General features: G+C 56.6%; 21 protein-coding genes. 7 read left to right on the top strand and 14 right to left on the bottom strand.

Features of this window, described 5'->3' with window-relative positions:
• Positions 1-21: 21 nt before the first annotated feature.
• The 10 genes from pqqE to HKX44_RS18845 form a co-directional block, all read right to left on the bottom strand.
• Positions 22-1,116: a pyrroloquinoline quinone biosynthesis protein PqqE gene (pqqE, locus tag HKX44_RS18890; RefSeq protein WP_276152946.1), complete on the bottom strand. Its 1,095-nt coding sequence runs from the start codon at positions 1,114-1,116 to the stop codon at positions 22-24.
• Entirely contained in the window at positions 1,116-1,397 is a 282-nt protein-coding gene (gene pqqD, locus HKX44_RS18885) for a pyrroloquinoline quinone biosynthesis peptide chaperone PqqD (RefSeq protein WP_276152945.1), read from the bottom strand. The genes pqqE and pqqD overlap by 1 nt, the downstream gene beginning before the upstream one ends.
• Positions 1,394-2,140, bottom strand: a complete 747-nt coding sequence (pqqC, locus tag HKX44_RS18880) for a pyrroloquinoline-quinone synthase PqqC (RefSeq protein ID WP_276152944.1) — start codon at positions 2,138-2,140, stop codon at positions 1,394-1,396. The genes pqqD and pqqC overlap by 4 nt, the downstream gene beginning before the upstream one ends.
• Positions 2,137-3,033, bottom strand: coding sequence for a pyrroloquinoline quinone biosynthesis protein PqqB (pqqB, locus tag HKX44_RS18875; protein WP_276152943.1), 897 nt, complete (start codon positions 3,031-3,033; stop codon positions 2,137-2,139). The genes pqqC and pqqB overlap by 4 nt, the downstream gene beginning before the upstream one ends.
• 24 nt (positions 3,034-3,057) lie before the next feature.
• On the bottom strand, positions 3,058-3,156 hold the full coding sequence (pqqA, locus tag HKX44_RS18870; RefSeq protein ID WP_276152942.1) for a pyrroloquinoline quinone precursor peptide PqqA: 99 nt from the start codon (positions 3,154-3,156) through the stop codon (positions 3,058-3,060).
• Between the two features lie 223 nt (positions 3,157-3,379).
• Positions 3,380-4,639, bottom strand: coding sequence for a TRAP transporter large permease (locus HKX44_RS18865; protein WP_276152941.1), 1,260 nt, complete (start codon positions 4,637-4,639; stop codon positions 3,380-3,382).
• Positions 4,636-5,160 (bottom strand): TRAP transporter small permease subunit, encoded by a 525-nt coding sequence (locus tag HKX44_RS18860; protein ID WP_276152940.1) that lies wholly within the window; start codon positions 5,158-5,160, stop codon positions 4,636-4,638. Before HKX44_RS18860 ends, HKX44_RS18865 begins: the two co-directional genes overlap by 4 nt.
• Before the next feature lie 63 nt (positions 5,161-5,223).
• Positions 5,224-6,198 (bottom strand): TRAP transporter substrate-binding protein, encoded by a 975-nt coding sequence (locus HKX44_RS18855; RefSeq protein WP_276152939.1) that lies wholly within the window; start codon positions 6,196-6,198, stop codon positions 5,224-5,226.
• Between the two features lie 26 nt (positions 6,199-6,224).
• Positions 6,225-6,767, bottom strand: coding sequence for a 3-hydroxyanthranilate 3,4-dioxygenase (locus tag HKX44_RS18850; protein ID WP_276152938.1), 543 nt, complete (start codon positions 6,765-6,767; stop codon positions 6,225-6,227).
• A gap of 107 nt (positions 6,768-6,874) precedes the next feature.
• A complete protein-coding gene (locus HKX44_RS18845) occupies positions 6,875-7,828 on the bottom strand; it encodes a dihydrodipicolinate synthase family protein (RefSeq protein ID WP_276152937.1) in 954 nt (317 codons plus the stop codon).
• Between the two features lie 157 nt (positions 7,829-7,985).
• Between HKX44_RS18845 and HKX44_RS18840 the strand changes: the two genes are divergently transcribed.
• The 3 genes from HKX44_RS18840 to HKX44_RS18830 all read left to right on the top strand — a co-directional run bounded on the left by HKX44_RS18840 (position 7,986) and on the right by HKX44_RS18830 (position 11,252).
• Complete coding sequence (locus HKX44_RS18840; protein WP_276152936.1) at positions 7,986-8,762, top strand: aspartate dehydrogenase; 777 nt, start codon at positions 7,986-7,988, stop codon at positions 8,760-8,762.
• Between the two features lie 8 nt (positions 8,763-8,770).
• Positions 8,771-9,715, top strand: coding sequence for a LysR substrate-binding domain-containing protein (locus HKX44_RS18835; protein WP_276152935.1), 945 nt, complete (start codon positions 8,771-8,773; stop codon positions 9,713-9,715).
• Between the two features lie 106 nt (positions 9,716-9,821).
• Positions 9,822-11,252, top strand: coding sequence for an NAD-dependent succinate-semialdehyde dehydrogenase (locus HKX44_RS18830; RefSeq protein ID WP_276152934.1), 1,431 nt, complete (start codon positions 9,822-9,824; stop codon positions 11,250-11,252).
• Between the two features lie 51 nt (positions 11,253-11,303).
• Here the strand turns inward: HKX44_RS18830 and HKX44_RS18825 are convergent, their stop codons facing one another.
• Positions 11,304-13,691: a 1-deoxy-D-xylulose-5-phosphate synthase N-terminal domain-containing protein gene (locus HKX44_RS18825; protein ID WP_276152933.1), complete on the bottom strand. Its 2,388-nt coding sequence runs from the start codon at positions 13,689-13,691 to the stop codon at positions 11,304-11,306.
• A 117-nt stretch (positions 13,692-13,808) separates the two neighbouring features.
• Complete coding sequence (locus HKX44_RS18820) at positions 13,809-15,011, bottom strand: methionine gamma-lyase (protein ID WP_276152932.1); 1,203 nt, start codon at positions 15,009-15,011, stop codon at positions 13,809-13,811.
• Between the two features lie 92 nt (positions 15,012-15,103).
• Between HKX44_RS18820 and HKX44_RS18815 the strand changes: the two genes are divergently transcribed.
• Together HKX44_RS18815 and HKX44_RS18810 are read left to right on the top strand one after the other, a co-directional pair.
• Positions 15,104-15,583 (top strand): Lrp/AsnC family transcriptional regulator, encoded by a 480-nt coding sequence (locus tag HKX44_RS18815; protein WP_276152931.1) that lies wholly within the window; start codon positions 15,104-15,106, stop codon positions 15,581-15,583.
• Between the two features lie 92 nt (positions 15,584-15,675).
• The gene (locus HKX44_RS18810) at positions 15,676-16,062 is read left to right on the top strand and encodes a DUF202 domain-containing protein (protein ID WP_276152930.1); all 387 of its coding nucleotides are present in this window, start codon (positions 15,676-15,678) and stop codon (positions 16,060-16,062) included.
• A 25-nt stretch (positions 16,063-16,087) separates the two neighbouring features.
• Here HKX44_RS18810 and HKX44_RS18805 read toward each other — a convergent pair whose 3' ends face one another.
• Positions 16,088-16,939, bottom strand: coding sequence for a formate/nitrite transporter family protein (locus HKX44_RS18805; protein ID WP_276152929.1), 852 nt, complete (start codon positions 16,937-16,939; stop codon positions 16,088-16,090).
• Positions 16,940-17,408: 469 nt separating this feature from the next.
• On the opposite strand from HKX44_RS18805, the gene HKX44_RS18800 reads away from it, so the two are divergent.
• Positions 17,409-18,752, top strand: coding sequence for an oligosaccharide flippase family protein (locus HKX44_RS18800; RefSeq protein WP_276152928.1), 1,344 nt, complete (start codon positions 17,409-17,411; stop codon positions 18,750-18,752).
• On the opposite strand, the gene HKX44_RS18795 is transcribed toward HKX44_RS18800, so the two are convergent.
• A complete protein-coding gene (locus tag HKX44_RS18795) occupies positions 18,749-22,687 on the bottom strand; it encodes an amino acid adenylation domain-containing protein (protein ID WP_276153253.1) in 3,939 nt (1,312 codons plus the stop codon). The genes HKX44_RS18800 and HKX44_RS18795 overlap by 4 nt on opposite strands.
• A 385-nt stretch (positions 22,688-23,072) precedes the next feature.
• On the opposite strand from HKX44_RS18795, the gene HKX44_RS18790 reads away from it, so the two are divergent.
• Positions 23,073-24,023, top strand: a 951-nt coding sequence (locus HKX44_RS18790; protein ID WP_276155659.1) for a class I adenylate-forming enzyme family protein, incomplete at its 3' end; no start/stop codon positions are given.

The following is a 24,023-nucleotide window of genomic DNA, read 5'->3' as shown; positions in this document are numbered from 1 at the left end:
CTAGGATGAAGGCCGAATGCGTTAGGGACTTTTGCGGTACACCAGCTCGCCGGTCTCATCCTGTGAAAATGCCTGCGCTAACTCAACCATCTTGCCATGAACCGGTGATTTCACGCAAACCGGATCAGTCGCGGCGGCCTGTCCGGCAATCGCCATCGCCTGACACCGGCATCCCCCGAAATCCAGTTTGCGCCGGTCGCAGGATTTGCATGGCTCCTGCATCCAGTCTTCCCCGCGATAGGCATTAAACGCAGTGCCATTGTACCAGATATCTGCCAGCGGCTTGTCACGGACATTGTCAAATTCCAACGTCGGAATTGTTTGTGCTGCATGACATGGCAATACCAGACCATCAGGCGTTACATTCAAACCGGTTGTGCCCCACCCCCCCATGCAGCGCTTGGGGTAATCGCTGTGATAATCCGCCGGAACATAGTCGATCACCAATGTGCCTTTCAGCCGGCTGCGGGCCTCCTGTACAATACGGCTGGCCTCGGTCGCCTGTTCCGCTGTGGGCATCAAGGTCTTTCGGTTTAACATCGCCCATCCATGGAATTGAACAATCGCCACTTCCATCCGCCGCGCTTTCATCGCGACAGCCATTTCAATGGCTTGCGGCAACTGGTGAAGATTTTGACGATGTACCACAGCATTCAGTGTCAGCGGAAATCCGGCCTCGACGATCCAATGCGCGGCCTGCATTTTGCGATCAAACCCGCCTTTGTACCCGCCAATCCGGTCGGCCATATCAGCATCGGTGCCCTGTAAGGACAGTTGCACGTGATCCAGTCCCGCGGTCTCCAGCTCTTTCAGGCGGCGCTGGGTCAGGCCAATCGCCGAAGTGATCAGATTGGTATAAAGCCCGGCAGTGCGGGCGGCAGCAACCAATGCCACCAGATCGCGCCGCGATGCGGGTTCACCTCCCGAAAGGTGCAATTGCAGCACACCAAGCCGGGCCGCTTGTGCGAATACATCTGCCCAAGCTTCTGTATCAAGTTCGGCCTCCTTTTTGGCCATCTCGACGGGGTTTGAACAATAAGGACAGGATAAGGGGCATCGATAGGTCAATTCGGCCAGCATCGCGATAGGTGCCGGAACTGTAGGACGCGCAGTCATCAGGTTAGCTCCACAATTCGGCGGTCGGCCAAACCCGCCAGAAACTCGCCGACGTCCCCTGAAATCTGATCCACGGGTGCCTCGTACTTCACCGCAAGTCCGGCCACAATCTGGCTGAAAGTCCGCAGGCCATCCACCTCTTGCAAGATCGCCAGCCCGATGGGATCAAGGTCAATCGTCCTTTCAGGAGCAAGCAAAACCCAACGTGAACGCACCTTGTCCGCGTGCAGGCGCACCCCGCGCGGGATCACTGGAATGGTGTGGGACGCAACGACAGTCATGCACTCGCTCCGCGCAAGAATGTGCCGGGTTGCCACGCGCCGGGTGGTATGCGTGCCGGCGTCACATAGGCCGCGTGCAGCGCATCAAGCTGCGCCCAAAGCACATCTGTTTTAAAGATCAATGCCGCCGCTGCCGCGTCCTGTTTTTCGGCAGTGTCAGCATGTTCCAGAACCCAGGCAAGGCCAAAGGCGACGTCCTTTGGTGCCTCGGTCAAGCGGTTGCGAAAATAGGACAGGCTGTTGTCATCGGCGAATGCATAGTTGGCCAACAACCCTTCGATCCGCGCCGCATGGATTTTTGGCGCAAAAAGTTCCGTCAGCGAAGCTGCAACCGCCTCAAGCAGCGATTTGTCACGTACGAAACGCACATAGGCATCAACAGCAAAGCGGCTGGCCGGCAGCACCCCCTGTTTACTGGCAACATAGTCCCGGTCAACGCCAACCGCATCCGCCAGCCGCAGCCAACGGGCGATGCCGCCCTCGTTCTGTTCTGTACCATCGTGATCTTCAATGCGCGAACGCCACGCACGCCGTAGCGCGGGGTCATCAACACGGCTCATGAAAGCGGCGTCTTTTATCGGAATGCTGGCCTGATAGTAGAACCGGTTAATCACCCAGGCCCGCACTTGATCCGGCGTGCAGCCTCCAGAATGCAGCAGATGGTGAAACGGATGTTTGTCGTGATACCGCTCTGCCCCGATCTGGCGCAGGCGGGCTTCGAATTCTGCCGGGGATGCTGTCAAATTTCCAACTCCATCCCGTCACAGGCGACGGTCCAACCCGCCGCCTCGACTTGTTTCTTTTCATCCGACGTCGGACGCAAAACGGGGTTGGTGTTGTTCATATGGACAAATACCTTTTGTTTCACATCAATGTCGGCAAAGGCACGCAGGGAGCCGTCCGGGCCGGACATCGACATATGCCCCATCCGTTGGCCGGTTTTCTGACTTAGCCCTGCAACCACCATTTCGTCGTCCCGCCAGAGGGTGCCATCAAACAGAACCATATCAGCACCTTCAATTCGCGCCCGTAAATCCTTATGCATTGTGGAACACCCCGGAATGTAGAACACGTTCTTATCCTCCGCGCGCAGATGCACTCCGACGGTCTGCTCCCCCTCCAAATCGGTTTGGACACTGTCCCCCTCAAGGTACAGCGGCACCTTGCCCGGTACCGCAAACAGTGTGGCCGTCAGCCCCTTGGCCAGCTCGAATTCCTGATCCAACGAAATCTGATGACGTGTCACAAAGGCGGGATTAAGGGCTGCAAAAATAGGATTGTCCGCGACAACTTGCTGAATTTCGCCGGTGGCAAACAATTCAAATTTCTGCTGTTCTCGCAAGGTTAACAGGCCTGCCACATGGTCAATATCGCCATTGGTCAACAGCACCGACCGCAGCGGCAAGGTGCGTTTGCCAGTTGGGTGCAGCGCTGGTGTACGCGCCAGTTGCTCGCGAATGTCAGGGGATGCGTTGAGGATTGCCCAGTCTTCGCCGGTTGCACTGAAGGCAACCGACGATTGGGTTTGTGCAGGAATTCTTCCCAAGCGAGCGAGATTGCAGTTTTCACAGCCACAATTCCATTGTGGCAAACCGCCCCCTGCTGCCGCACCGAGTATCTGCGCGCGGAATGTCATTCTGATCTCCGCACGCAGCCGGCTTTAGAACAGGTCGTCGCCGTCGCGATCACCATCCGGACCGTACATATTGATTTCCATGCCACATTCGATTTCACGAATAACAGGTTTTGACCATGCCATCTTAGTTCCTCCCAAAATTATCAGCACAACGTAACGCAAGTGTCGGGCGGTCGGTGCCAAATGTCTATGAGACCAAGGTGCAATTCGGCAGGAAATTACAGTGCTGGTGAAAACCGCCCCCCCCCTTAGCGTTTCGAGAAAACTTGAATCACTTGTTCGCCTTCTCTCCCTTGGGTCTAACGCGAAAAGGGATGCGTTATGTCTCAAGTTAAACATGAAAAGCTTAAATCAAGCTGGTGGAAAGCCCTTCAAAGTAGCTGAGCATAACCAGCACAACGGCAACCGCCACAAGGAAGGGCCAAAGCGCTCTGAGGATGGCCCCCGGCGAGGTGTTGCTCATCGAAGATGCTATATAAAGCCCGATGCCGACAGGCGGTGTCAAAAGGCCCAGCACAAGGTTCAGGCAGATTACAACGCCGAACTGATAGGGGCTGATGTCGTATGATTCAGTCGCAATTGGCAGCAGGATTGGCGTGATCAGAATGATCGCGGCAATCCCGTCGATGACCATGCCCACCACCAACAAAACGAGGTTCACGATCAACAGGAACACAAACGGGTTTGAAGTAACGGATGTAATCAACGCCGCCAGATTTTGCGGTACCTCCTCATAGATGATCACCCAGCCGAAAACGCTGGCGGCAGCGATCATAAAAATGATCATTGACGCGTTTACCGCGGTGCGCTTGAACATCTCGCCCAATTGCGCAGGGCGCAGCTCGCCATAAACCAACCAGCCGACAAGGAAGGCAATCAGCGATGCAATTGCGGCGGATTCCGTCGGCGTGGCGATGCCGAAAACAATGCCCCCGATGATGGCAACCGGGATCAGCAGGGCCGGAACTGCGTGCAGACAGGCGCGTATCGCCAGCGGAGCCGCCATCCATTCACCCTTTGGGAAATTCTGCCGCCAGCCGATTACGGTAATGACAAGGGCAAAGGACACCGACAGCATCAGACCCGGAATAATACCGGCAATGAACATGTCGCCGATCGGAATTTGGGCCAACACCCCGAAGATCACAAACATCATCGAGGGCGGGATTACCGGTGCCAACAGGCCGCCGGCAGCGGTGGTCGCCGCCGCGAACCCCTTGTCATAACCTTCTTCTTCCATGGCCGGCACCATAGCCCGCGACATCACGGCGATCTGCGCCGTTGCCGAACCGATGATGGCTGCCATGAACATATTCGCCAGCAGGTTGATATAGGCCAGCCCGCCGCGAAATCCGCCGACAAAGACCCGCGCCATGTTGATCAGGCGCCGTGTCATACCGCCTTCGTTCATCAATTCGCCGGTCAGCATGAAAAGCGGAATTGCCAGCAGCCCGTAGTTTTCCAAACCGCCAAACATCTTCTGCGCAAGGCTGTCATACAGGACGGTGTTTCCGCTTTCCCAAATGTACCAAATGGCAGTGATGATCAGAACAATTGCAACCGGGACCGAGATCAACAGCGCCGCAAGAAAGACAACCGGGCTCATGAGGGACGGTCCTTGCCAAAAAGATGCATCGCAGAATGCAGTGTCGCGCCAATGGAAAACAGCCAGATCACAGACCAGAACAGGTATTTCGGTACGCCGAGGGTGGAGGTTGGTTCGGCATAAACAAAGTTAAAGGTTTGGCCCTGGAAGGCCACAGTGTCGAACCCGGCCCGCATCAAATCAAGCGGCAGAAACCAACGCCAGCAAAACCACAACATCAACAGGGAAAATGCAAAGACGACAACGTCCACACATTTGAGCAATACATATCTAGCGTTCGGCGAAACCGCTTCGGGCAGCAAGGTTACCGCAACCGAACTGCGGTGATGAAGAGCGGCGGACGCGCCCAGAAACGTCATCCACGCCATGGCGTAAATGGCAAGCTCATCAACCCAGAACAGGGCGTTGCCCGCAGTACGTGTCACAACGTTCAGCAAAACCAGCAAGGTCACGCCGACCGCTAAAAGTGCAGCCATCCAAAGCTCGATCCGCGCCCAAGCCGCCGAAAGTCGATAAAGCATTACAATCCCCGATGCTGAAAGGGCGCAGGTTCAACCCGCGCCCCATAGTCCGATACAGATGACTTATTCGGTTGCCACGGCAGCAGCACGCAGGGCGTCAAGGGACGTGGCTTTCTCAGACCAAATAGCGTTCCATTTGTTCACGGCATCGCCAAAGAAATCCGCGCCGACTTTAACATATTTCGTATCGGTCCCTTCGATCTGTTCCAGCCAACCTGCCTCGCGTTCGATATAGCTGTCGATGGTGCTGTCGACGTGTTTCGCCATCAGATCACCAATCATAGTACGATCCGCTTCGGACATGCCGGCCCAGACACGGGCAGAAACAAGGCCAACCATCGGGAACATCATATGATCGGTCTGCACAACCGTATCCGCGTGTTCGTAGTATTTCAGCACCCAAATCAGCTCTGCATCCATGTCGATGGCATCAACTTGACCGTTGGCCAAAGCGTCATAAACCGATGGCAACGGCATGGGGGTTGGAGCAGCACCGACAGCGTTATAGAAATCAAGGATCGGGGAAAACGGCGTGATCCGCAATTTCAAGCCGGCCAGATCTGCCGCGCTGGAAATTTCGCCACGGCTGACGATCTGACGCAATCCCGCCATCCCATAGCCGACCCCAACAGCGCCAACCTGTCCTGCCAAGGGTGCCAGCAAACCGGTCGCCGTATCCGAGCGCAGGATGCGGCCTGCGTGGCTGATGTCTTTGGCAAGATAAGGCGCGTAAAAGGCTCCCAGATCTGGCGCACGGTTCGAGACCTCGGCCACGGTCATAAACGCCATATCAAGGGCACCGGTCTGCAACTGTTGCAGCATCTCAGCTTCATTGCCAAGCTGACGCGCCGGAAAGACCGACACACTGTGCGCGCCATCGCTGGCCTCTGCCAGTTCTGTACCAAAGGCCTCGGCCGCTTTTGTCCAGATATGGGGTGGGGGCGTGATCAGCCCAAGGCGGAATTCCTCGGCCTGCGCGGTTGCAACAGACGCTGTCAGAGCGACGGCGGAGGCGATGAGTTTAATTGTATTTTTCATTATATTCTCCCTGTTTTTGTTTGTTCTTAGACGGTGACCCAACCAGCGGGCGGCTCCTTGCCCGGATGCACCGTCTGGCAATTCGGGCAGGTACGCAGCTCGGTCGATGCATAGAAGCTTTCGTAAACCGGCGGCAAATCACGTACGATGGATTCAAGCTGCATTTCGGCGCGATGCACCTTTGTGCCACACTCAAAGCAATACCATTCGACCGCGTCCAACTGGCCTTTCTGGCGTTTGGGCTCGACGACCAAGCCGATAGACCCTTCCTCGGGGCGTTGCGGCGAGTGCCGGACATGAGGTGGCAGCAAGAAAATCTCGCCCTCACGGATCGGCACGTCGTAGAATTCCTCACCGTCAAAAATCTTGAGAACCATATTGCCCTCAAGCTGATAGAAAAACTCTTCGACCGGATCATCATGGTAATCCGTGCGTTTGTTCGGCCCGCCAACGACGGTCACCATAAGGTCGGCATCTTCCCAGATTTGTTGATTGCCGACTGGCGGCTTCAAAAGGTGGCGATGCTCGTCAATCCAGTTTCGGAAATTAAAGGCCTTCAGCTTTGACATGGTGTTCTCCCTTTCAAGAAAACTTCTGTGACTTTGCCCATAACCGCAAAGTAAAGTTGGGGATGCAGCTATCTGAATAAGTTATAGCCAGCCCGACAAGTGTCGCCCTAGATTTTCAAGCCACATCCGTCGAATGCACGTTGTACCGCCGCTTTTTCAGCCGCTGTCAGATCCAGCATAGGCGCGCGTACCGGCCCGCCAACCTGACCCAACAACTCTTGCCAGTATTTCCCGAAAGCAGTTGGTTTGCCCGCAGGTCGGCTGTTCGCCATCGCGGCGCGCACCGGATCAAGACTGTCGCGCACTTTGCGGGCAGCGTCGAGTTTTCCTTCGAAGGCAAGCTGCGTGTATTCGTGCATCCGTTTGTCATTAGCGGTCTGCAACTGGTAGGGTGGCGAGGAACACAGATACAGCTTCCAATCCAGTTCTTCGATGTTGTCCAGCCAATCGTCTTCCAGCGATGTAGAGACATGGATCTTGTCGCCGATCATCCGGCTCAGCTGCACGTACATGTCACGCGGGACTGAATATTTGATGGCCATAATATTGGGCAGCTCAGCAATCCGTGCGCATTCGTCAGGTTGCATCAGATAACCACTGTCGGGATGGCTCCACATTGCGATGCCAATGTCCAGTTCATCACAGAAGCGTTTGTAATACTGATACAAAACCTCGCTGCGATCATGCACGAAACTCAGCACCGGGGCATGGACCACGATGTAATCGGCGCCACAGTCCTGTGCGTAATGGGCAAGTTCCAGTGCCGTGTTCATGTTCTGATCAGAGACCGAGGCAATCACCCCAGCCTTGCCGCCACATTCATCCACCGCCAATTGGATGTTCCGCTTGCGCTCCTCAAGGCTCATTGAAAAGAACTCGCCCTGTTTGCCGGCCACAAACAGCCCCTGGATTTCCAGGTCATCCACCCAATGGCGAATATTCGACCGCAATCCGGCCTCGTCAATTGACAGGTCAGCATTGAAAGGGGTCAGTGCCGCGGCCCAAATGCCCTGCATGTTTTCACGGGCATAGGCCTTGGCATCATTCTTTGTGTATTTCATCGGCTCCAGCCTTTGTTTGGTATCTTCTGCGCTTGCCCTCAGCAGGCCGCAGTTTTGTCGTCAAACCAATGCGAAACGGTCGAACTGGGTATAAAAATAATCTATACCAAGGCGCAGCCAATTCAGGTTAGACCCGTTTCAAAACAAGGAGAGAGCAATGAAAATTGGTTTGATCGGAACGGGCGCAATCGCAAATTACGTGCGCGATGCGTTGGCATCACGTGATGAAACACTGGCTGCCGTACTGGTGCGCCCTGCGCGGGTGCAAGAAGCCCCAGACCTCTATGTCGCGGCAGTTGCCGATCTGCCGGCTGATCTTGATCTGGTGATTGATTGCGCGGGCCACGCCGCCCTTGTTGAACACGGGCCGGCCATCCTAAGGCGTGGCTTCGACCTGATGAGTGTTTCCTTGGGCGCACTGGCAGATCCGGACACACATGCCGCACTGGAGCAGGCCGCAAAAGCAGGGCAGGCGCGGTTGCATCTGGTCAGCGGGGCCATCGGCGCGCTTGATTGCTTACAGGCTGCACGGATCGGAATGATGGAAAATGTAACCTATGTCGGGCGCAAGCCGCCGAAAGGCTGGAAAGGCTCGCCAGCCGAGGACGTGGTCGATCTGGACACACTTGTTGCAGGTGAGGTAGTCCATTTTGAAGGCACCGCCCGACAGGCCGCGTTGCGCTATCCCAAGAATGCCAATGTCGCGGCGGCGGTTGCCTTGGCCGGTAAGGGGTTTGACGCCACCCAAGTGCGCCTGATCGCTGACGCAGAGGTGACCGAAAACATCCACCAGATCGAAGCCGCAGGGGCCTTTGGCCGATTTACCTTTCAGATCAACGGCAAGTCGATGCCGGACAATCCGCGCAGTTCAGCACTGGCCGCCATGAGCGTCCTCAGCAAACTGGACCAGCTGACCCAGCCAATTACACTTTAGGGGCCGTTATGATTGCCAAACATTCCCGCATTGTTGACCGGGCTCTGACCCGGCTGAAGCTGCGCCAGCTGCGGTTGCTTGTTGCGGTCGGTCGACAGGGCAATATCCAGAACGCCGCTCGCGAACTGGGTATTTCGCAACCCGCCGCAACCAAAATGATTCAGGATCTAGAGCTGGATTTTGAGGTCAAACTGTTTAGCCGAACCAACCGTGGCGTTATCCCAACGGTATTTGGTGAAACTCTGATACGGCACGGCAAGCTGATCTTTGCACAGGTGTCGAATGCGGCCCAGGAACTTGACGACCTGAACGAAGGGAACGCCGGACGGGTGGTCATTGGTACGCTTCTTGCCGCCTCGACCGGCCTTTTGCCCGAAGCCATCGACAACCTGCTAAAAGACCGCCCTAAGGTGGCGATCAAAATCACCGAAGGCACCAATGAGGTTCTGATGCCCGCGCTGCTGTCGGGAGAAATTGATCTGGTTGTCGGACGGCTTCCTGCGCACCGTTTCCGTGACAAAATCACGCAAGAGACGTTGTTTGATGACCGTATTCAGGCGGTTGTCGGGCCGCAGCACCCGCTGGCCAGCAAGGCCTCTGTCACCTTTCAGGATGCAACCCCATTTGGTTGGGTTCTGCCGCCACTAGAGACAACGTTGCGCCGGCAAGTCGATCATTTCTTCATCAGTCAGGACCAATATGTACCGCCGCTGGCGATCGAATCCGTATCCTATCTGGCCAACAGGGCCTTACTGCAATCCCGTGATCTGATCGGCTTGATGCCGGCAGAAGTCGCCGCGCATGACATCGAAAGAGGGTTTATGTGCGCCCTCGACTGGTCGGTTCCTTTTGGCCGTGGCCCGGTCGGCGTTTCATACCGGTCTGATTCAAGCCTGTCGCCCGCGGGCCATGCTTTCCGCCTTGCCCTGCATCAGGCTGCCGCGCACCGATAAGCCTCAGGTATTCGTCAAAGTGATAGCTGTATTCGGCCAATTACCTTGAATTGAATGTCAGCTTCACTTGTTCTGGCAGAGAAAATATCAATGAGGACCGGGGCAGATGTATCCTGAATTAAAATTGTTTATTGCAGGCGAATGGCGCACCACAAAGCAGGACATGCCGGTTGTCAATCCGGCCACCGAAGAGGAGCTTGGCCGCCTGCCCTGCGCCGGTATCGCGGATCTGGATGATGCGTTGACCGCCGCCGAGGCTGGCCTGAAGACATGGAGCATGACCTCCCCCCGCGTGCGCGCCGACACCATTCTGCGCGCAGCCAGCCTTATGCGGGACCGACAGGAAGAAATCGCACAATCGATTACCCTGGAACATGGCAAGCCGCTGGCACAGGCCCGCCTGGAGGTTATCCGCGGTGCCGAGTTTTTCGAATGGGACGCGGGCGAAGCGATGCGCACCTATGGGCGGATCATCCCTGCCGCACCGGGGAATAAATTTGCCGTGCATCACCAGCCGATTGGCGTTGTCGCGGCCTTCTCACCGTGGAACTTCCCGATGAGCCAACCCGCCCGCAAAATTGCCGGCGCGTTGGCGGCGGGATGTTCGATTATCCTTAAAGCAGCTGAAGAAACGCCCGCCGGTGCGATCCATATCGCGCGGGCATTTGAGGATGCCGGCCTGCCCGCAGGGGTTTTGAACCTGGTGTTCGGAGAGCCCTCGGAAATCTCGGGCCACCTTATTCCGCAAGATCCCGTGCGCCTTGTTGCCTTTACCGGATCAACCACAGTGGGCAGACATCTGACGACACTGGCGTCGGAAAACATGACCTCAGTGTTGATGGAACTGGGCGGACATGCGCCGGTGATTGTCTGCGAAGACACCGATGTTCAGGCCGCTGCCCGCTCTGGTGCCATCCGCAAAATGCGCAATGCCGGTCAGGTCTGCACCTCCCCCACCCGCTTCTTTGTCCACGACAGCATTTTTGAAGAGTTCACCGAAACATTTGTTGCCCGCGCCGCGCAGACGGTTGTCGGCAATGGCATGGATGCCGGCGTCGAAATGGGCCCGCTTGCTAATGACCGCCGTGTGCCTGCGCTCAGCGCCTTGGTGGAAGATGCCCGCGCACAGGGCGCAACCGTCGCAACAGGCGGGGCACGCCATGGCACGCAGGGCTATTTCTTTCAACCAACGGTTCTTGTGGATGTACCTGACAGCGCGCAGATCATGCAGGAGGAACCCTTTGGCCCGCTTGCGGTCATTAATCCGGTCGCCTCTCTGGATGCGGCAATAGCGGCGGCGAACGCGGTACCTTACGGCCTTGCGGGATACGCATTCACCAACCGTGCCGATTATATCGACCGCATGATCGATTCCGTCGAGGTCGGCAATCTTTCGGTTAACACGCTTGAGGCCTCTATGCCCGAAACCCCCTTTGGCGGGGTGAAATCAAGCGGCTACGGACGTGAGGGTGGCTCGGAAGGGTTGGACAACTATCTGAGCATCAAACACGTCTGGCATTCCCGCGAGATTGCCTAGCGCCACACCCATGACCGGCACAGATCACGCAAGGCCTGTGCCGGCTATGGTTTACCCCTCTGAGATCAGGCGAAAATTTCGCCGCCCCGCAGTCAGGCCAGCGACCTTTTGCACAATGGAGTTGGCATCAATACCATAGTGTTTGTAGAGGTCAGCAATCGTGCCTGTCTGGCCGAAATGCTCGACACCCAAGGGCACAGTCTGGTGGCCCTGTACCGCGCCCAGCCACGACAGGGTTGCAGGATGGCCATCAATCACCGTGACAAACTTGCAATCGCGTGGCACAGCGCCAAGCAGGGTTTCGATATGACTTTGTGCGGCCGCATTGCCACGTGAACGGGCGCGCTGCGCGGCGGTCCAGCCAGCGTTCAGCCGGTCCGCCGATGTCACCGCCAATACGCCAACATCGCGACGCCCCTCTGCAATCATACCCGCCGCCTTAATGGCTTCAGGGGCCACTGCACCTTGATAGGCAATAATGACCTCGCAGTTCGGGCCCGGTTTGCGCAGCCAGTAAGCCCCGTCAATCGCCCCTTGGCGAAAATCCTCATCACCACGTTGCCCAGGTTGTTCAATCGGATTGGTGGTCAGGCGCAAATAGACCGACCCACCAGTTTCATCGCGCAACCATGTGCGCTCGTCGGGGTCCCCGTCGCCATCCTTTTGCAGGTATTCAAAAGCCCATTTCATGATCACGGCCAGTTCGTCGGAAAACGCTGGTTCAAAGCTCGCCAGCCCGTCTTGACTCATTCCGATAAGGGGGGAACCGATGGATTGATGCGCGCCCCCTTCGGGGGCCAGAGTGACACCCGACGGCGTGCCCACAATCATAAACCGCGCATCCTGATAACAGGCATAGTTCAACGCATCCAAACCACGCGCGACAAACGGGTCATAGACCGTTCCAATCGGAATGATACGCTTACCCCACAGAGAATGCGACAGACCCGCCGCGCCCAGCAAAAGGAACAGGTTCATCTCGGCAATACCCAGCTCGATGTGTTGGCCTTTGGGCGTGAATTCCCATTTTGCTGTCGACGGAATTTTCTCGTTGATAAAAGTATCGGCCTGTTCCTTGCGTGCAAAAAGCTTGCGCCGGTTAACCCAAGGGCCAAGATTCGTGGTGCCGGTCACGTCAGGCGACATTGTGACAATACGGTCTGCAAGGGAGCTGTTGCCCTTGGACAGATCATCCAGCACTTTGCCGAAGGCCATCTGTGTGGAAATCTCGCGATCTGTGCCCAGCTCGATCAACGGCACGTCAATCACTTGGTCGTTATAACGGCGCCGGCCTTTGGCAAAAAACGCAGTCCGGTCAAGGAAGCTCTGCAAGGCAGCAGGATCATCAACCGTTGCGAATTTCTCCCACTCCTCCCCTTCAGCAACCCCCATATGGCGCTGCCATTCGGTCATCTGGGTCTTGTTCATCAATCCGCCGTGGTTGTCTTTGTGCCCGGCAATCGGTGTGCCCCACCCCTTGACGGTATAAGCGAGGAAGCACACCGGGCGGTCGTGGTCGATGGCATCAAATGTCTCGGCCATTGTCTGAACGCAGTTACCGCCAAGGTTCTCCATCAGGTCGGCCAGCGCCTCGTCAGAGCGGGCTTCGATTAGTTTGCTTACGTCGCCTTGATCTCCCAATTCCTCCATCAGGCGTTTGCGCCAAACCGCGCCCCCCATAAAGGTCAGGGCCGAGTAAAGCTGGTTTGGACAGCCATCAATCCAATCGCGCAGTTTGTCACCACCGGGTTCCAGAAACGCCGCACGCTGCAATGCGCCGTATTTGACCTTCACAACATCCCAACCAAAGGCGTCGAAAATCTGTTCGATGCGTTTGAACAACCCTTCACGCACCACCCCGTCAAGTGACTGGCGGTTATAGTCGATGATCCACCACGTATTGCGCAGATCGTTTTTCCACCCTTCCTGAAGTGCCTCATAGATATTGCCTTCATCCAGTTCAGCATCCCCGACCAAAGCCACCATTCTGCCCAAATCCACGTCATTGCCCCAGCTTTTGGCAGAGATGTAATCCTGAACAATTGAGGCAAAGGACGTGATCGCGACTCCCAGACCAACGGACCCAGTCGAGAAATCGACATCGTCGATGTCCTTGGTCCGGCTGGGATAGCTTTGAACGCCATGGAAACCGCGGAAGCTCTCCATCTTTTCACGGGTCTGATTGCCCATAAGGTACTGAATCGCATGAAAGATCGGCGAGGCATGAGGTTTAACCGCAACCCTGTCTTCGGGGCGCAGTGCGCTGAAATACAGCGCCGTCATAATTGAGACCATCGACGCAGAGGATGCCTGATGCCCACCAACCTTGATCCCGTCGGCTTTGGGTCGGATGTGGTTGGCATTGTGGATCATCCAGTGCGACAGCCACAACAGACGCTGCTCAATGGTCTTGAGGTGTGTTTGGTTGATATCAGTCATGGCGGGGCTCTCCTGCTGCGCAGTATCGTGGCGTTAACACTGGCGATACTCTGGCGTTTGTCTAGGGGGCGGGCGCAGGCTGGTGGATAACCTGCGCCCTGAGTTGACCTGTGAAAATCAGGCCGCCTGCATGTTATGCGCACCAAGCGCGGTATGCAGATCATCGATAATATCCTGCACCCCCTCAAGCCCCACTGAAAGACGCACCAGACCCTCGGCGATACCATGTTCTGCGCGTTCTTCCGGTGAATAGGTTGAATGGGTCATGCTTGCCGGATGCTGGATCAGACTTTCTGCATCCCCAAGGCTGACCGCGCGGTGGATAAGATTCAGGCGGTTCATCATCGCAATCCCGCCTGCCTTGCCCCCTTTGACTTCAAACGGGATCATCCCGCCAAAATTAGCCATCTGCCGGCGCGCCAGCTCCTTTTGCGGGAAACTGTCCAACCCCGGGTAAGACACGCTCAGCACCGCGGGATGTGCTTCAAGTGCCTGCGCCACCAAGAAGGCGGATTGGCAGTGTCGCTCCATACGCAGCTCAAGCGTTTTGATCCCGCGCAACAAAAGCATAGCCGTCATCGGTGACATCACCGCACCGGTCATGTCCTTAAGGCCAACCAGCCGGATCTGGGTAATGTCCTCGCGATTACCAACGACCAGACCAGCAACCACATCCCCATGCCCGCTTAGGAACTTCGTGGCGGAATGCACCACGATGTCCGCACCATGTTCGATCGGACGGGTGACCACTGGCGTGGCATAGGTATTGTCGACAATCACCTTGGCCCCTACCCGATGGGCAATTTCTGAAACCCTCGCGATATCAACCAGACGGTTGTTCGGGTTTGCAGGTGTTTCGAAATAGACAACTTTGGTCTTGGCGCTGATGGCCTCTGCGACGTTTTCGGGATTCGTCATATCCACCGAAATGACCTTGATGCCAAAACGCGGCAGGCCGTGGCTTAGGAAAGCGAAGGTGCAGCCATACAAGGTCTTGTCGATAACCACCTCGTCCCCGACCTGTAAAAACGACCAAAGGGTCGCTGTAATGGCGCCCATGCCTGATGCCGTACACAGGCCGGCCTCCGCGTTTTCAAGATTGGCAATCCGTTGTTCCAGATGATCCAGCGTTGGGTTGGAAATACGCGTGTAAAAGTGCCCCTCTTTCTCACCGGCAAACATCGCTCCGCCGCTCTCAGCACTGTCAAAAGTAAACGTCGACGTCATATAGATTGGCGGATTCAGCGCACCCTGATGGGATTGCGGATCATAGCCGTGATGAATGGCGCGGGTGGAAAAGTCGTAGTCACTGGAATGCATCGCTGTCTCCTCGATTTCAAAAGCATTATCCACTAGAAACCGAGGTCATTTATTGCTAAATCACCCAACAATATCATAATTATTGGTTTAAAATGCCACAACTTGACGCAATTGACCGAAAAATCATCCGAACCCTTCAAAAAAACGGACGGATGACCAACCTTGACCTCGCCGCAGAGGTGAATCTTTCGCCATCTCCCTGTCTGCGCCGCCTGCGCCTGCTGGAACAGAGCAAGGCGATCACCGGCTACAGCGTTGATGTTGACGCCCGCGCCTACGGGCTTCCCGTCACCGTGATGGTGCGGATCAGTCTTGAGAAACACACCAAAGATGTCGTTGACCATTTCGAAGAACAGATGAAACGCATCCCCGAAGTGCTTGAGTGTTTTGTGATGACCGGCTTGTCAGACTATATGTTACGGGTCGTGGTCAGTGACCTCGAAGGCTATGAACGATTTGTCAGGGACAGGTTGCAGTCGATTGGCGGAATCGGCTCAATCGACAGCAGTTTTGTTTACGGCGTGGTCAAACGCACCCATGTATTTCCAGAGATATCCGGCCATAACATGTAGCATAAGAGGCGTTGTAAACAGCCCCCGACTGACTGGACACAGGAAAGACAATCCGCTGCCCTTGCTCCCACGGCGACAAAAGGAAATTGCCCATGCCCGACACAGAGCTTTCCAAAGATCCCAGTTCGCAGGAATTGGCAGACACCCGAACCGCTTGGGCCGAAGACCGAACCATTCTGGCAAATGAACGCACCTTTGCCGGCTGGATGCGCACCGGGATGGCCTGCATCGCGCTCGCGCTGGGGCTAAAGGCCATTTTCAAAGACACAAATTATCCGCTGATTGCCAAAGGTGTCGCCGAGATTTTTATCGTGGTTGCGATCCTGATTTTCTGGGCGGCGGCGACCAAATGCCGCCAGGCGCAAAAACGTATGAATGACCACGATGTCGAAGCGCAGTCACATCAACGGATGATGGTCTTGGCGTTTGTCTTGACCTTTGGGGCCGTTGCAACCGGCGTCATACTCTGGCTGCTTTAGAGGCAGGGCCCGAAATCAACACCCGTCATTGCGGATCGGTGTGGGCCAGTTCGTGCCGCACCTGCCCCCAAGCCATCATCGCAAAAATCGCGGTGCCACCAACCACATTGCCACCTAGAACAGGCAGGAAAAATTCAAAGACAGCGGCATAAAACCCAAGATCCCCCCGCACGGCGAGCAACGCCATTTCAACCGATCCCGCGACCACATGGGTAAAATCACCGGCAGCGATAAGCCAAGTAAACACAAGGATAACAAAGAAAGTTGCGTTTTCCGCCTGCGGCAACATCCACACAATCGCCGCAATCAGGATACCCGCCGGAACGGCGCGTGCAAAACTTTCGCCGGCCGGCATCCCGACCGCATGTTCCGACAAGGACACCAATGCCGGCATCAGCTCGGCAGGGATCGCAGGTGTATGGGCAAACAGCGTTGCAATCGCGAAGGCACCGACAACATTTGCAGACAGAACAACCAGCCACAGCCGCCCGACCTCGGCAAATTTCCGTCGGGTTGGTTCAACCATCAATGGCAGGACAGTTGTAATAGTGTTTTCGGTAAACAGCTGCATTCGGCCAAGGATAACCAGCAAAAACCCCAAGCTGTAACCAAGGTTCTCAACCAGATAGCTGCCCGGGGTATCAGGCAGATAGGTTCGGAAAATCGCTTCCCCCAGAACCGAAAAACTGATCATGATACCGGCCGCAATACCAGACCAGATAAGAGAACGGACAGGGCGCTCTAGCTCCTCCTCGCCATCACGGCGGATCACTTCGTAAATCAAGCGCGAGGACAGTTTGGACGCGTCTCTCACCGTCTTCTCTTCTGCTACACTTTCGCGGGTGCGCGCCAAGGCATCGTTATGTGGTTTACTCATCTTCGTCCGGCCTCTCTGTGGCGGGGGTCTGCTTGGATAGTGTCTCTGCCCGCCGTCGTTCATATTGTGCTGCAGACCCAGAACGGGCCGCAACAACCGCTTGGACGATCATCTATTTCGATTTGACCCATTGACCAGCATACTGCCCTGCCGTCGCTGTTATTTTTCCATTGTGGCAGACATCTTGCGAAGACTCGCGGCGTTTTCCCCGTGATCCCAAGGCCGCACAGCGTTAACTCCGATCTGGATAGTTGCGCCTTTCCGCTTCCCCTCTTTCGGGATGAGCGCTACAGAAAAACACCTCCTAAGGTATACCGAATGGGAAAACGCGTGCGTATTACAGATATGGCAATACAGTTGGTCCCCTCTTTAGCCCTGACAGTCGGGGGACGATTCCATTTCTGACAATGTAAATCCGCGCGAAACAGATGCGCCCAAAGACGCACGCGGCTTTTTCGGCACAACCCTTTTGGCGCGGGCGGCACGCGGGTCGACCTGGACGGCGCTTGCCTTTGTGATCTCACAAGGGGCGCGGTTTGTTTCGAACCTGATCCTTGCCCGCCTGCTGTTCCCTGAATCCTTCGGCATCATGGCGCTGGTTACCATGATGCTGATCGGTCTGACCCTGATTTCGGATATGGGCATCGCTCAATCCATCATGCAAAGCAAACGTGGTGACGAACCGGCCTTTCTTGATACCGCGTGGACGTTACAAATCATCCGCGGGTTTGTTCTCTGGCTTGCCGCCTGCGCGCTGGCCCTGCCGGCTGCTGCCTTTTACGAACAACCTGTCATCGCCTTGATGTTGCCCGTGGCGGCTGTGTCGCTACTGTTTGCAGCGCTAGAACCCATTCGCGTTGAAACCGCCAACCGGCATTTGCTGATCGGGCGAGTCACAGCGCTTGATCTGGCCGCGACGCTGGTTGGCATCATTTCGATGGTGGTCCTGGCCTGGGTTAACCGGTCAACATGGGCGCTGGTGGCCGGCTGGACCGTCACGGCAATCGTACGACTGACCTTTATGTGGTTGTTCCTGCCGGGCCCCGGGAACCGCCTTCGCTGGGAAAAGGCCGCCGGATCGGAACTGTTACACTTTGGCCTGTGGATCTTCCTGTCGTCGATTTGTGGACTGCTGGTATCGCAAGGCGACCGCGCCATTCTGGGCAAGTTCCTCAGTATTGAAGGGCTGGGCATTTACAATATCGGCATGTTTCTGGCCAGTTTCCCGTTAATGCTGGGTATGATGATCACATCGCGCGTGTTGATCCCACTTTACCGCGAGCACCTGAATGCCGAAGACAGATCAGCCCGTGACCGTTTGTTCAAACTGCGCTACTACCTCACCGCACTGATGCTTGCCGTGTTGTTCGTGCTTGCAATCGCCGGCCCCTGGATCGTTCAGTTGTTATACGACGACCGCTATCTGGCGGCCGGTGGCATTATCGTTGCCGTGGCCAGTGCCCAGATGATTACCGTGGTGTCACTCACCTATGATCAGGCCGCACTTGCCACCGGCGATTCACGCGGCTTCTTTGGCGTTAGCCTCACCAAAGCACTGTTAAGCACCGGTGGTTTTCTGATCGGGGTCAGTTTGTACGGATTATTCGGGGCGGTCGCCGGCCTTGTCATTGCGCTGCTGCTCTATCATCCGTTCATCGCCCTGCTGGCTTGGCGGCATGGTGCATGGGACCACCGGCACGACCTTTTGTTCCTGCCGGTTGCATTGCTGTTGGGGGCTGTCGCAGTCTGGATGAACTGGCACGATGTGATGATGTTGCTGCCCGGATCAGCGGACGCACTTCACGCGCATTAATCCCGACCCGCGCCCAAGGCGTTCAGCAGCGCGGCAATCTCTGCACCAAGCCTTTGTACATTCGGCTCCGCAAGGATACCCAGATGATCACCCGGAACATCCGTCAGATCAAAACCGGCAGTCGCGATGCCGCCCCAGCCCAACCCATTACGGATCGCTTCTTTACTGTCGAACCTATCGTCACCTGCCCTGAAAATGGTCAACCGCTTGCTATAGGGTTGGGGCTCATAAGCTTCGATGGCAATCTGATTGGCAGCCACAAAGTCATTGACCCCACCCAGATCATCCGCCTGCACTTCGGCTGATGCGCCATCATCGGATTGCAGCCGCTGTTTCGATACATCCTGCGCACGTGCTTCTTTACGCAGTGCAAGATGTCTGGTGATGTAGGGCCAGCCATGACGCAGGGTTTCGCCCAGATGCACACCAACCCGCGCCAGACGACCCACACGATCACGCCCCGCCGGTCCTTCTGCATCCAATAGGATCAGCGCCTGAACGTCACGGCCCGCCTTTTGCAGCAATTGCGCCAGTTCCAGCGTCACATAACTTCCCGCCGAGACGGCAATCAGGGAAAGCGGGCCTTCGGGATGGTGCCGCTCGATCTGGCGTAAATAGAATTGTGCAATGTCGGGCACGGTCGTCGGGGTGGTCTTTGACAGCAACCCAACCGTTAACCCGAAAACCGGCTGTTTGGTACCCAGCACCTTTGACAGAGGTCGGAAATAAGAACCGTTATCGCCCAACACATGCACCGCATAGATTGGTGCCAGCGTCCCTTTCTCCTGTATCGGGATCACCACCAGCGGATCGGGATCCTGTGCAATCAACGCCCGCACCACACCCTGCGGTGTTGGGTCAGTATAGATCGCTGTGGGCTCCAGCTTGAGCTTAAACGCGCGTTCCAGTTCGGGCATGAGCCGCAAGAGCGACAGTGAATCCCCACCCGCATCAAAGAACGAAGTTTGCGGCCCGATACTCTCAGCCTGCAAAACATCGCGAAACAGCTGTATTACCTCTTCAACCAGCGTGCCTTCGGGGGCTTCGTTTCCGCCCACCGCATCCATACTACCCCCGGGATCGGGCGCGGGCAGACGGGCGACATCAACCTTACCCCCCGCGGTTTGCGGCCATGTGTCGACGGGCACCAGAACAGGGTGCATCTGGGGTGGCAAAACATCAGTGATCGCGGTTTTCAAGGCTTCCGGTGTCGCAGCGCCGCCGCCCCCTGTAACAGAGTACCATGCAACCAATTGCTGCCGACCCGAGGCGGGGCTGAACAGATCAGCATGAGCGCGCTCGACACCGCTTTGCATTTCGATTGCGGCTTCGATCTGGCCCGGCTCAATGCGGAAACCGCGCAATTTGATCTGGCGGTCCATACGGCCCAGATAATGCAGCACGCCACCCTGCCACTTTACACGGTCACCTGTGCCATAGATGCACCCGACATCAGGGTCGAACCGCGCCTGCGCAAAACTTTGGGCAGTGCGGTCGGGATCACCAATGTAACCTTTTGACACAGCAGGCCCAGAAATAAACAATTCGCCCTCAACACCCGGGGGCAACAACCCGCCATCCCACCCCAAAACCCAGGCGCGGGCATGGGACAGGGGCCGACCGATTGGCACGGTTTCACCAGTCAGGTCTGCGGCGGTCGCCTCATGGGTGGTACAGGTGATTGTGGTTTCTGTCGGCCCGTATCCATTCAGCCAGCGGACCTGCGGCAGCAGCGCCTGCCAACGTTTCAGCGCTGATAACGGCACCCGCTCCCCGCCGACAATCATCAGCCTGACCTTGGGCGGAAAGACCACATCATGGGTGTCCAGCATCTCTGTCAAGGCGACCCAGAACCCTGTTGGCAGGTTGCTCACCGTGATTTCAAGCGCCTGCAACTGGGTTAGGAATTCGGGCACTGATTGCGCCATGGCGTCATTGCGCAACACCAATGTGGCACCACTTAACAATGTTGGGAAAATCTCTTCCAGCGCCACGTCGAAACTCAGGGCCGCAAACTGCAAGACACGGTCCTGCGGCGTAAGGCCGAAATGCGGAATGATCGCATCGGCATGGGCGGCCAGCGCAGTATGGCTGATCATCACCCCCTTGGGCCGCCCCGTCGTCCCAGAGGTAAAGATAACATAAGCAAGGTCATCCCCATTGGGCCGCGCCCCCTTGGGCAACAAAGCATCCGTGTCAGTCAACGTTGCAATATCACGTGTCGGGGCATCAAGCGCCGGGGCTGTGGCGTCCGTCAGGACAAACCTTGCCCCGCTGTCCTGCGCGATAATGTCCAAAGTTGCTTTTGGATACCCAGGATCCATCGGGACAAATGCAGCGCCGGTTTTCCAGACCGCCAGCATGGCCGTGATAAACGCCATACTGCGCACCATACAGACACCGACAGTATCGCCCTTTTGCACACCCGCTGCGATCAGGTTCGCGGCCAACCGATCCGCGGCATCATTCAACGCCCCATAGCTTAGCGGGGTGTTCTCTGGCTGCATCAAGGCAATCCTGTCAGGGAAGCCGGCCACCACCTGTTCAAATCTGTCGAGACTTGTCGCGCTTTGAGAAGGTATCGCTTGGGCCGGACCGGCCAGCGTAACAATCTGGTCTTGCTGGTCCGTGGTCAGCATATTCAACGCAGCCACGGCGGTATCCGGTGTCACCGCGCCCAACCCCGTCAACACCTGAACCATAGCGTGCCCAAGGCCGGGCCCATTGGGCACCTGAGCAGGGTCATATTCAACGACGATCTTTAACTGTTGCCCCATATAGGCGGCGATAGAGACCGGCGTGTCCCCTTCCTCAAGCAGATCAACCCGACGTTCTGCCCACTCCCCACCAAGGGAGTGCAGCTGCTCTTGCAGAGTGCCGAAGTCAAACATCAGAACGGAGTCAAAAAGCGACCGACCCGGCGCAAGCCCCAGACGCCGGCTAATGTTGGTCAACGGTGTATGTTCAAACGGGCGCAATGCAACCTGCTCCGCACGCAACGCCGCCAACAGCTCCCCGAAACTCTGTGTCGGGGCCAGCTTTATCCGCATCGGCACGGTTGTGATAAAGCAGCCAGCCGCGTCGCCAGAACCATCGATAACATGGCGACCATTGCGGGTCGCCCCGATAACCACATCGCTCTGGCCAGAAAAGCGCGCCAGAACAATCCCCCATACGGCAGATACAACCGTGCTGCTGGTCACACCAGCCTGCGCGGCCAGCTGCGCCACTGCTTTGGTCTGCACCGCGCTCAGGTGAAAGGCCACTTCCTTCTTGCGGGTGGGTGCCACCCCGTCCTGCACCAGACCTTCGCTGCCTTCCCATCCTGCAAGACTGCGCGCGAAATGATCTTCGCCGGGGCCATGATCAAGTGCAGCCAGATGTCGGCAATGCGCCTCAAAGAGATTGTCTTGCGGGGCAATCGGAGTGCCGTTTTCCGCGCCCTCAGTGAGTTCCCTATAGCGCTTGAATACTGCATTCAAAAGCGGTGCAAAGGCGCGCCCGTCAAGCAAGCTGTGCGGAAAGCTCCAGACCAACACCGATTGCGCCTGACCGGTACGACACAGGGCAACCCGAAACGCCGGAGAAGACGTGGCGTCGATCCCTTCCTTGCGGTCCTGCTCCAAAAACTGCTGCAACGCCGCATCGCTCTTTGCGGAATCCAACTTCTGCCAATCGTGCAGAGCGGGGATGATCGCTGCCGGTTCTGCACTGTGTTGCAAAAGCTCCCCTTTGGGTCCGTCGCTGATCACATTGCGCAGCGCCGGATGGGCCGCGCAAAGTTCGGACCAAGCGCGCGCCATGGCCTCGACATCCAGCTTAGCAGAACCGATATGCACAACGATCTGTTCAACGTAATGCCAGGGCCGATGCGCCAATGCGGAACTGGCGTACATGCTGTGTTGCAACGGTGTCAGGGGATAGCCGGTCACCATCCGAAACACTCCTTGGACAGGTTTTTCATTCTCGAAAGCACCCTTTGAACGGGTTTCGCCCTTGTTACGACGCAAATTGCGATTTTTCCAGCATCCTGTGCAGAGCTGGCACGCCTGTAACATTTCTCGTCCGCGCAGCACTGTCTTATGCGCCGTCTCACACTTGCCAGTGCCATATCGGAGGATTCGAAAAACACCAGAGTCTCGCCAGACAAAAAGCAGCCCAAAAAGTGGAATGACGTTCCGTTCTGCGGTATTGGCACCGGTTGATTTCCTGCCTAGTCTCTGTGTCACAGAGTCGGCTGCGATCTATTAATCGCCAGTACCGGCGGGCTACCTTGGGAGGGGGAACCATGCACGCATACCTTTGGCTGAGATGACAGCGATGACACCTGAAGAGGCAGTACGCCATGTCATCGAGACAGACCCGACATTTGCAGTAGATACTGTTGACGTCCGCGGAGTGACTGTCAAATCGTTCCGCAACATACCACCAACAGTACCGGGCCTTATGGCCGCAGGCTGGGCACGGCATGGCGACGGGAAATTCGAATATATCGCCTACGAAGACGAAAGTTATACATACGCAGACTACACCGGATCGGTGAACCGTCTGGCCCATGCGATGCAGGACAGTTTAGGTTTGGGCAAAGGGGACCGGGTTGCTATCGCAATGCGCAACTATCCTGAGCTGCTCAAGCTGATACTGGCAATTTCGTCCATCGGCGGTGTGGTCGTATTTGTGAACGCTTGGTGGACAACCGAAGAATTGGAATATGCCCTGACCGACAGCGCCGCCAAGGTGGTGTTTGCCGATGGCCCCCGCATGGAGCGCCTTAAACCCCTGAAAGAAAAACTGGACCTGACTCTGATCGGTGTGCGGGATGCCGAGGGCCAGACCAAACATGACCTGACCGGCCTGCGAGACGGAGCGGCCAGCGATCAGGCCCCAAAAGTGGCCATCGACACAGATGATGATTTTGCCGTGATGTACTCCTCTGGCACCACTGGCGACCCGAAAGGTGTGGTTCAAACCCATCGCGGCGCGGTTAACGCAGTGTTCAGCTGGCTGATGCAATCGGTGCTGGCACCGCTGATCGACCCACCCACACCGGACGCCGCAGAACCGCCCCGCCCTTCGGCATTGGTGGTCACCCCATTGTTCCACGTTACGGCGACACATCCATTATTCCTGCTTAGCCTGCCAGCGGGTGCCAAAATCACCTTGATGCACAAATGGGACGCGCAGGAGGCCGTGCGCCTTATCCGCGACAATGACATCACCCGTTTCCTTGGCGTGCCGACACAATCTGCCGAACTGATGGAAGCTGCGAAG

Origin of the sequence: Sulfitobacter sp. M05 (genome assembly GCF_029285175.1) — a bacterium.
In the GTDB taxonomy this organism is placed as follows: domain Bacteria; phylum Pseudomonadota; class Alphaproteobacteria; order Rhodobacterales; family Rhodobacteraceae; genus Sulfitobacter.
The sequence above is the reverse complement of the archived record's forward strand: the minus strand, read 5'-3'. Positions and strand labels throughout refer to the sequence as shown.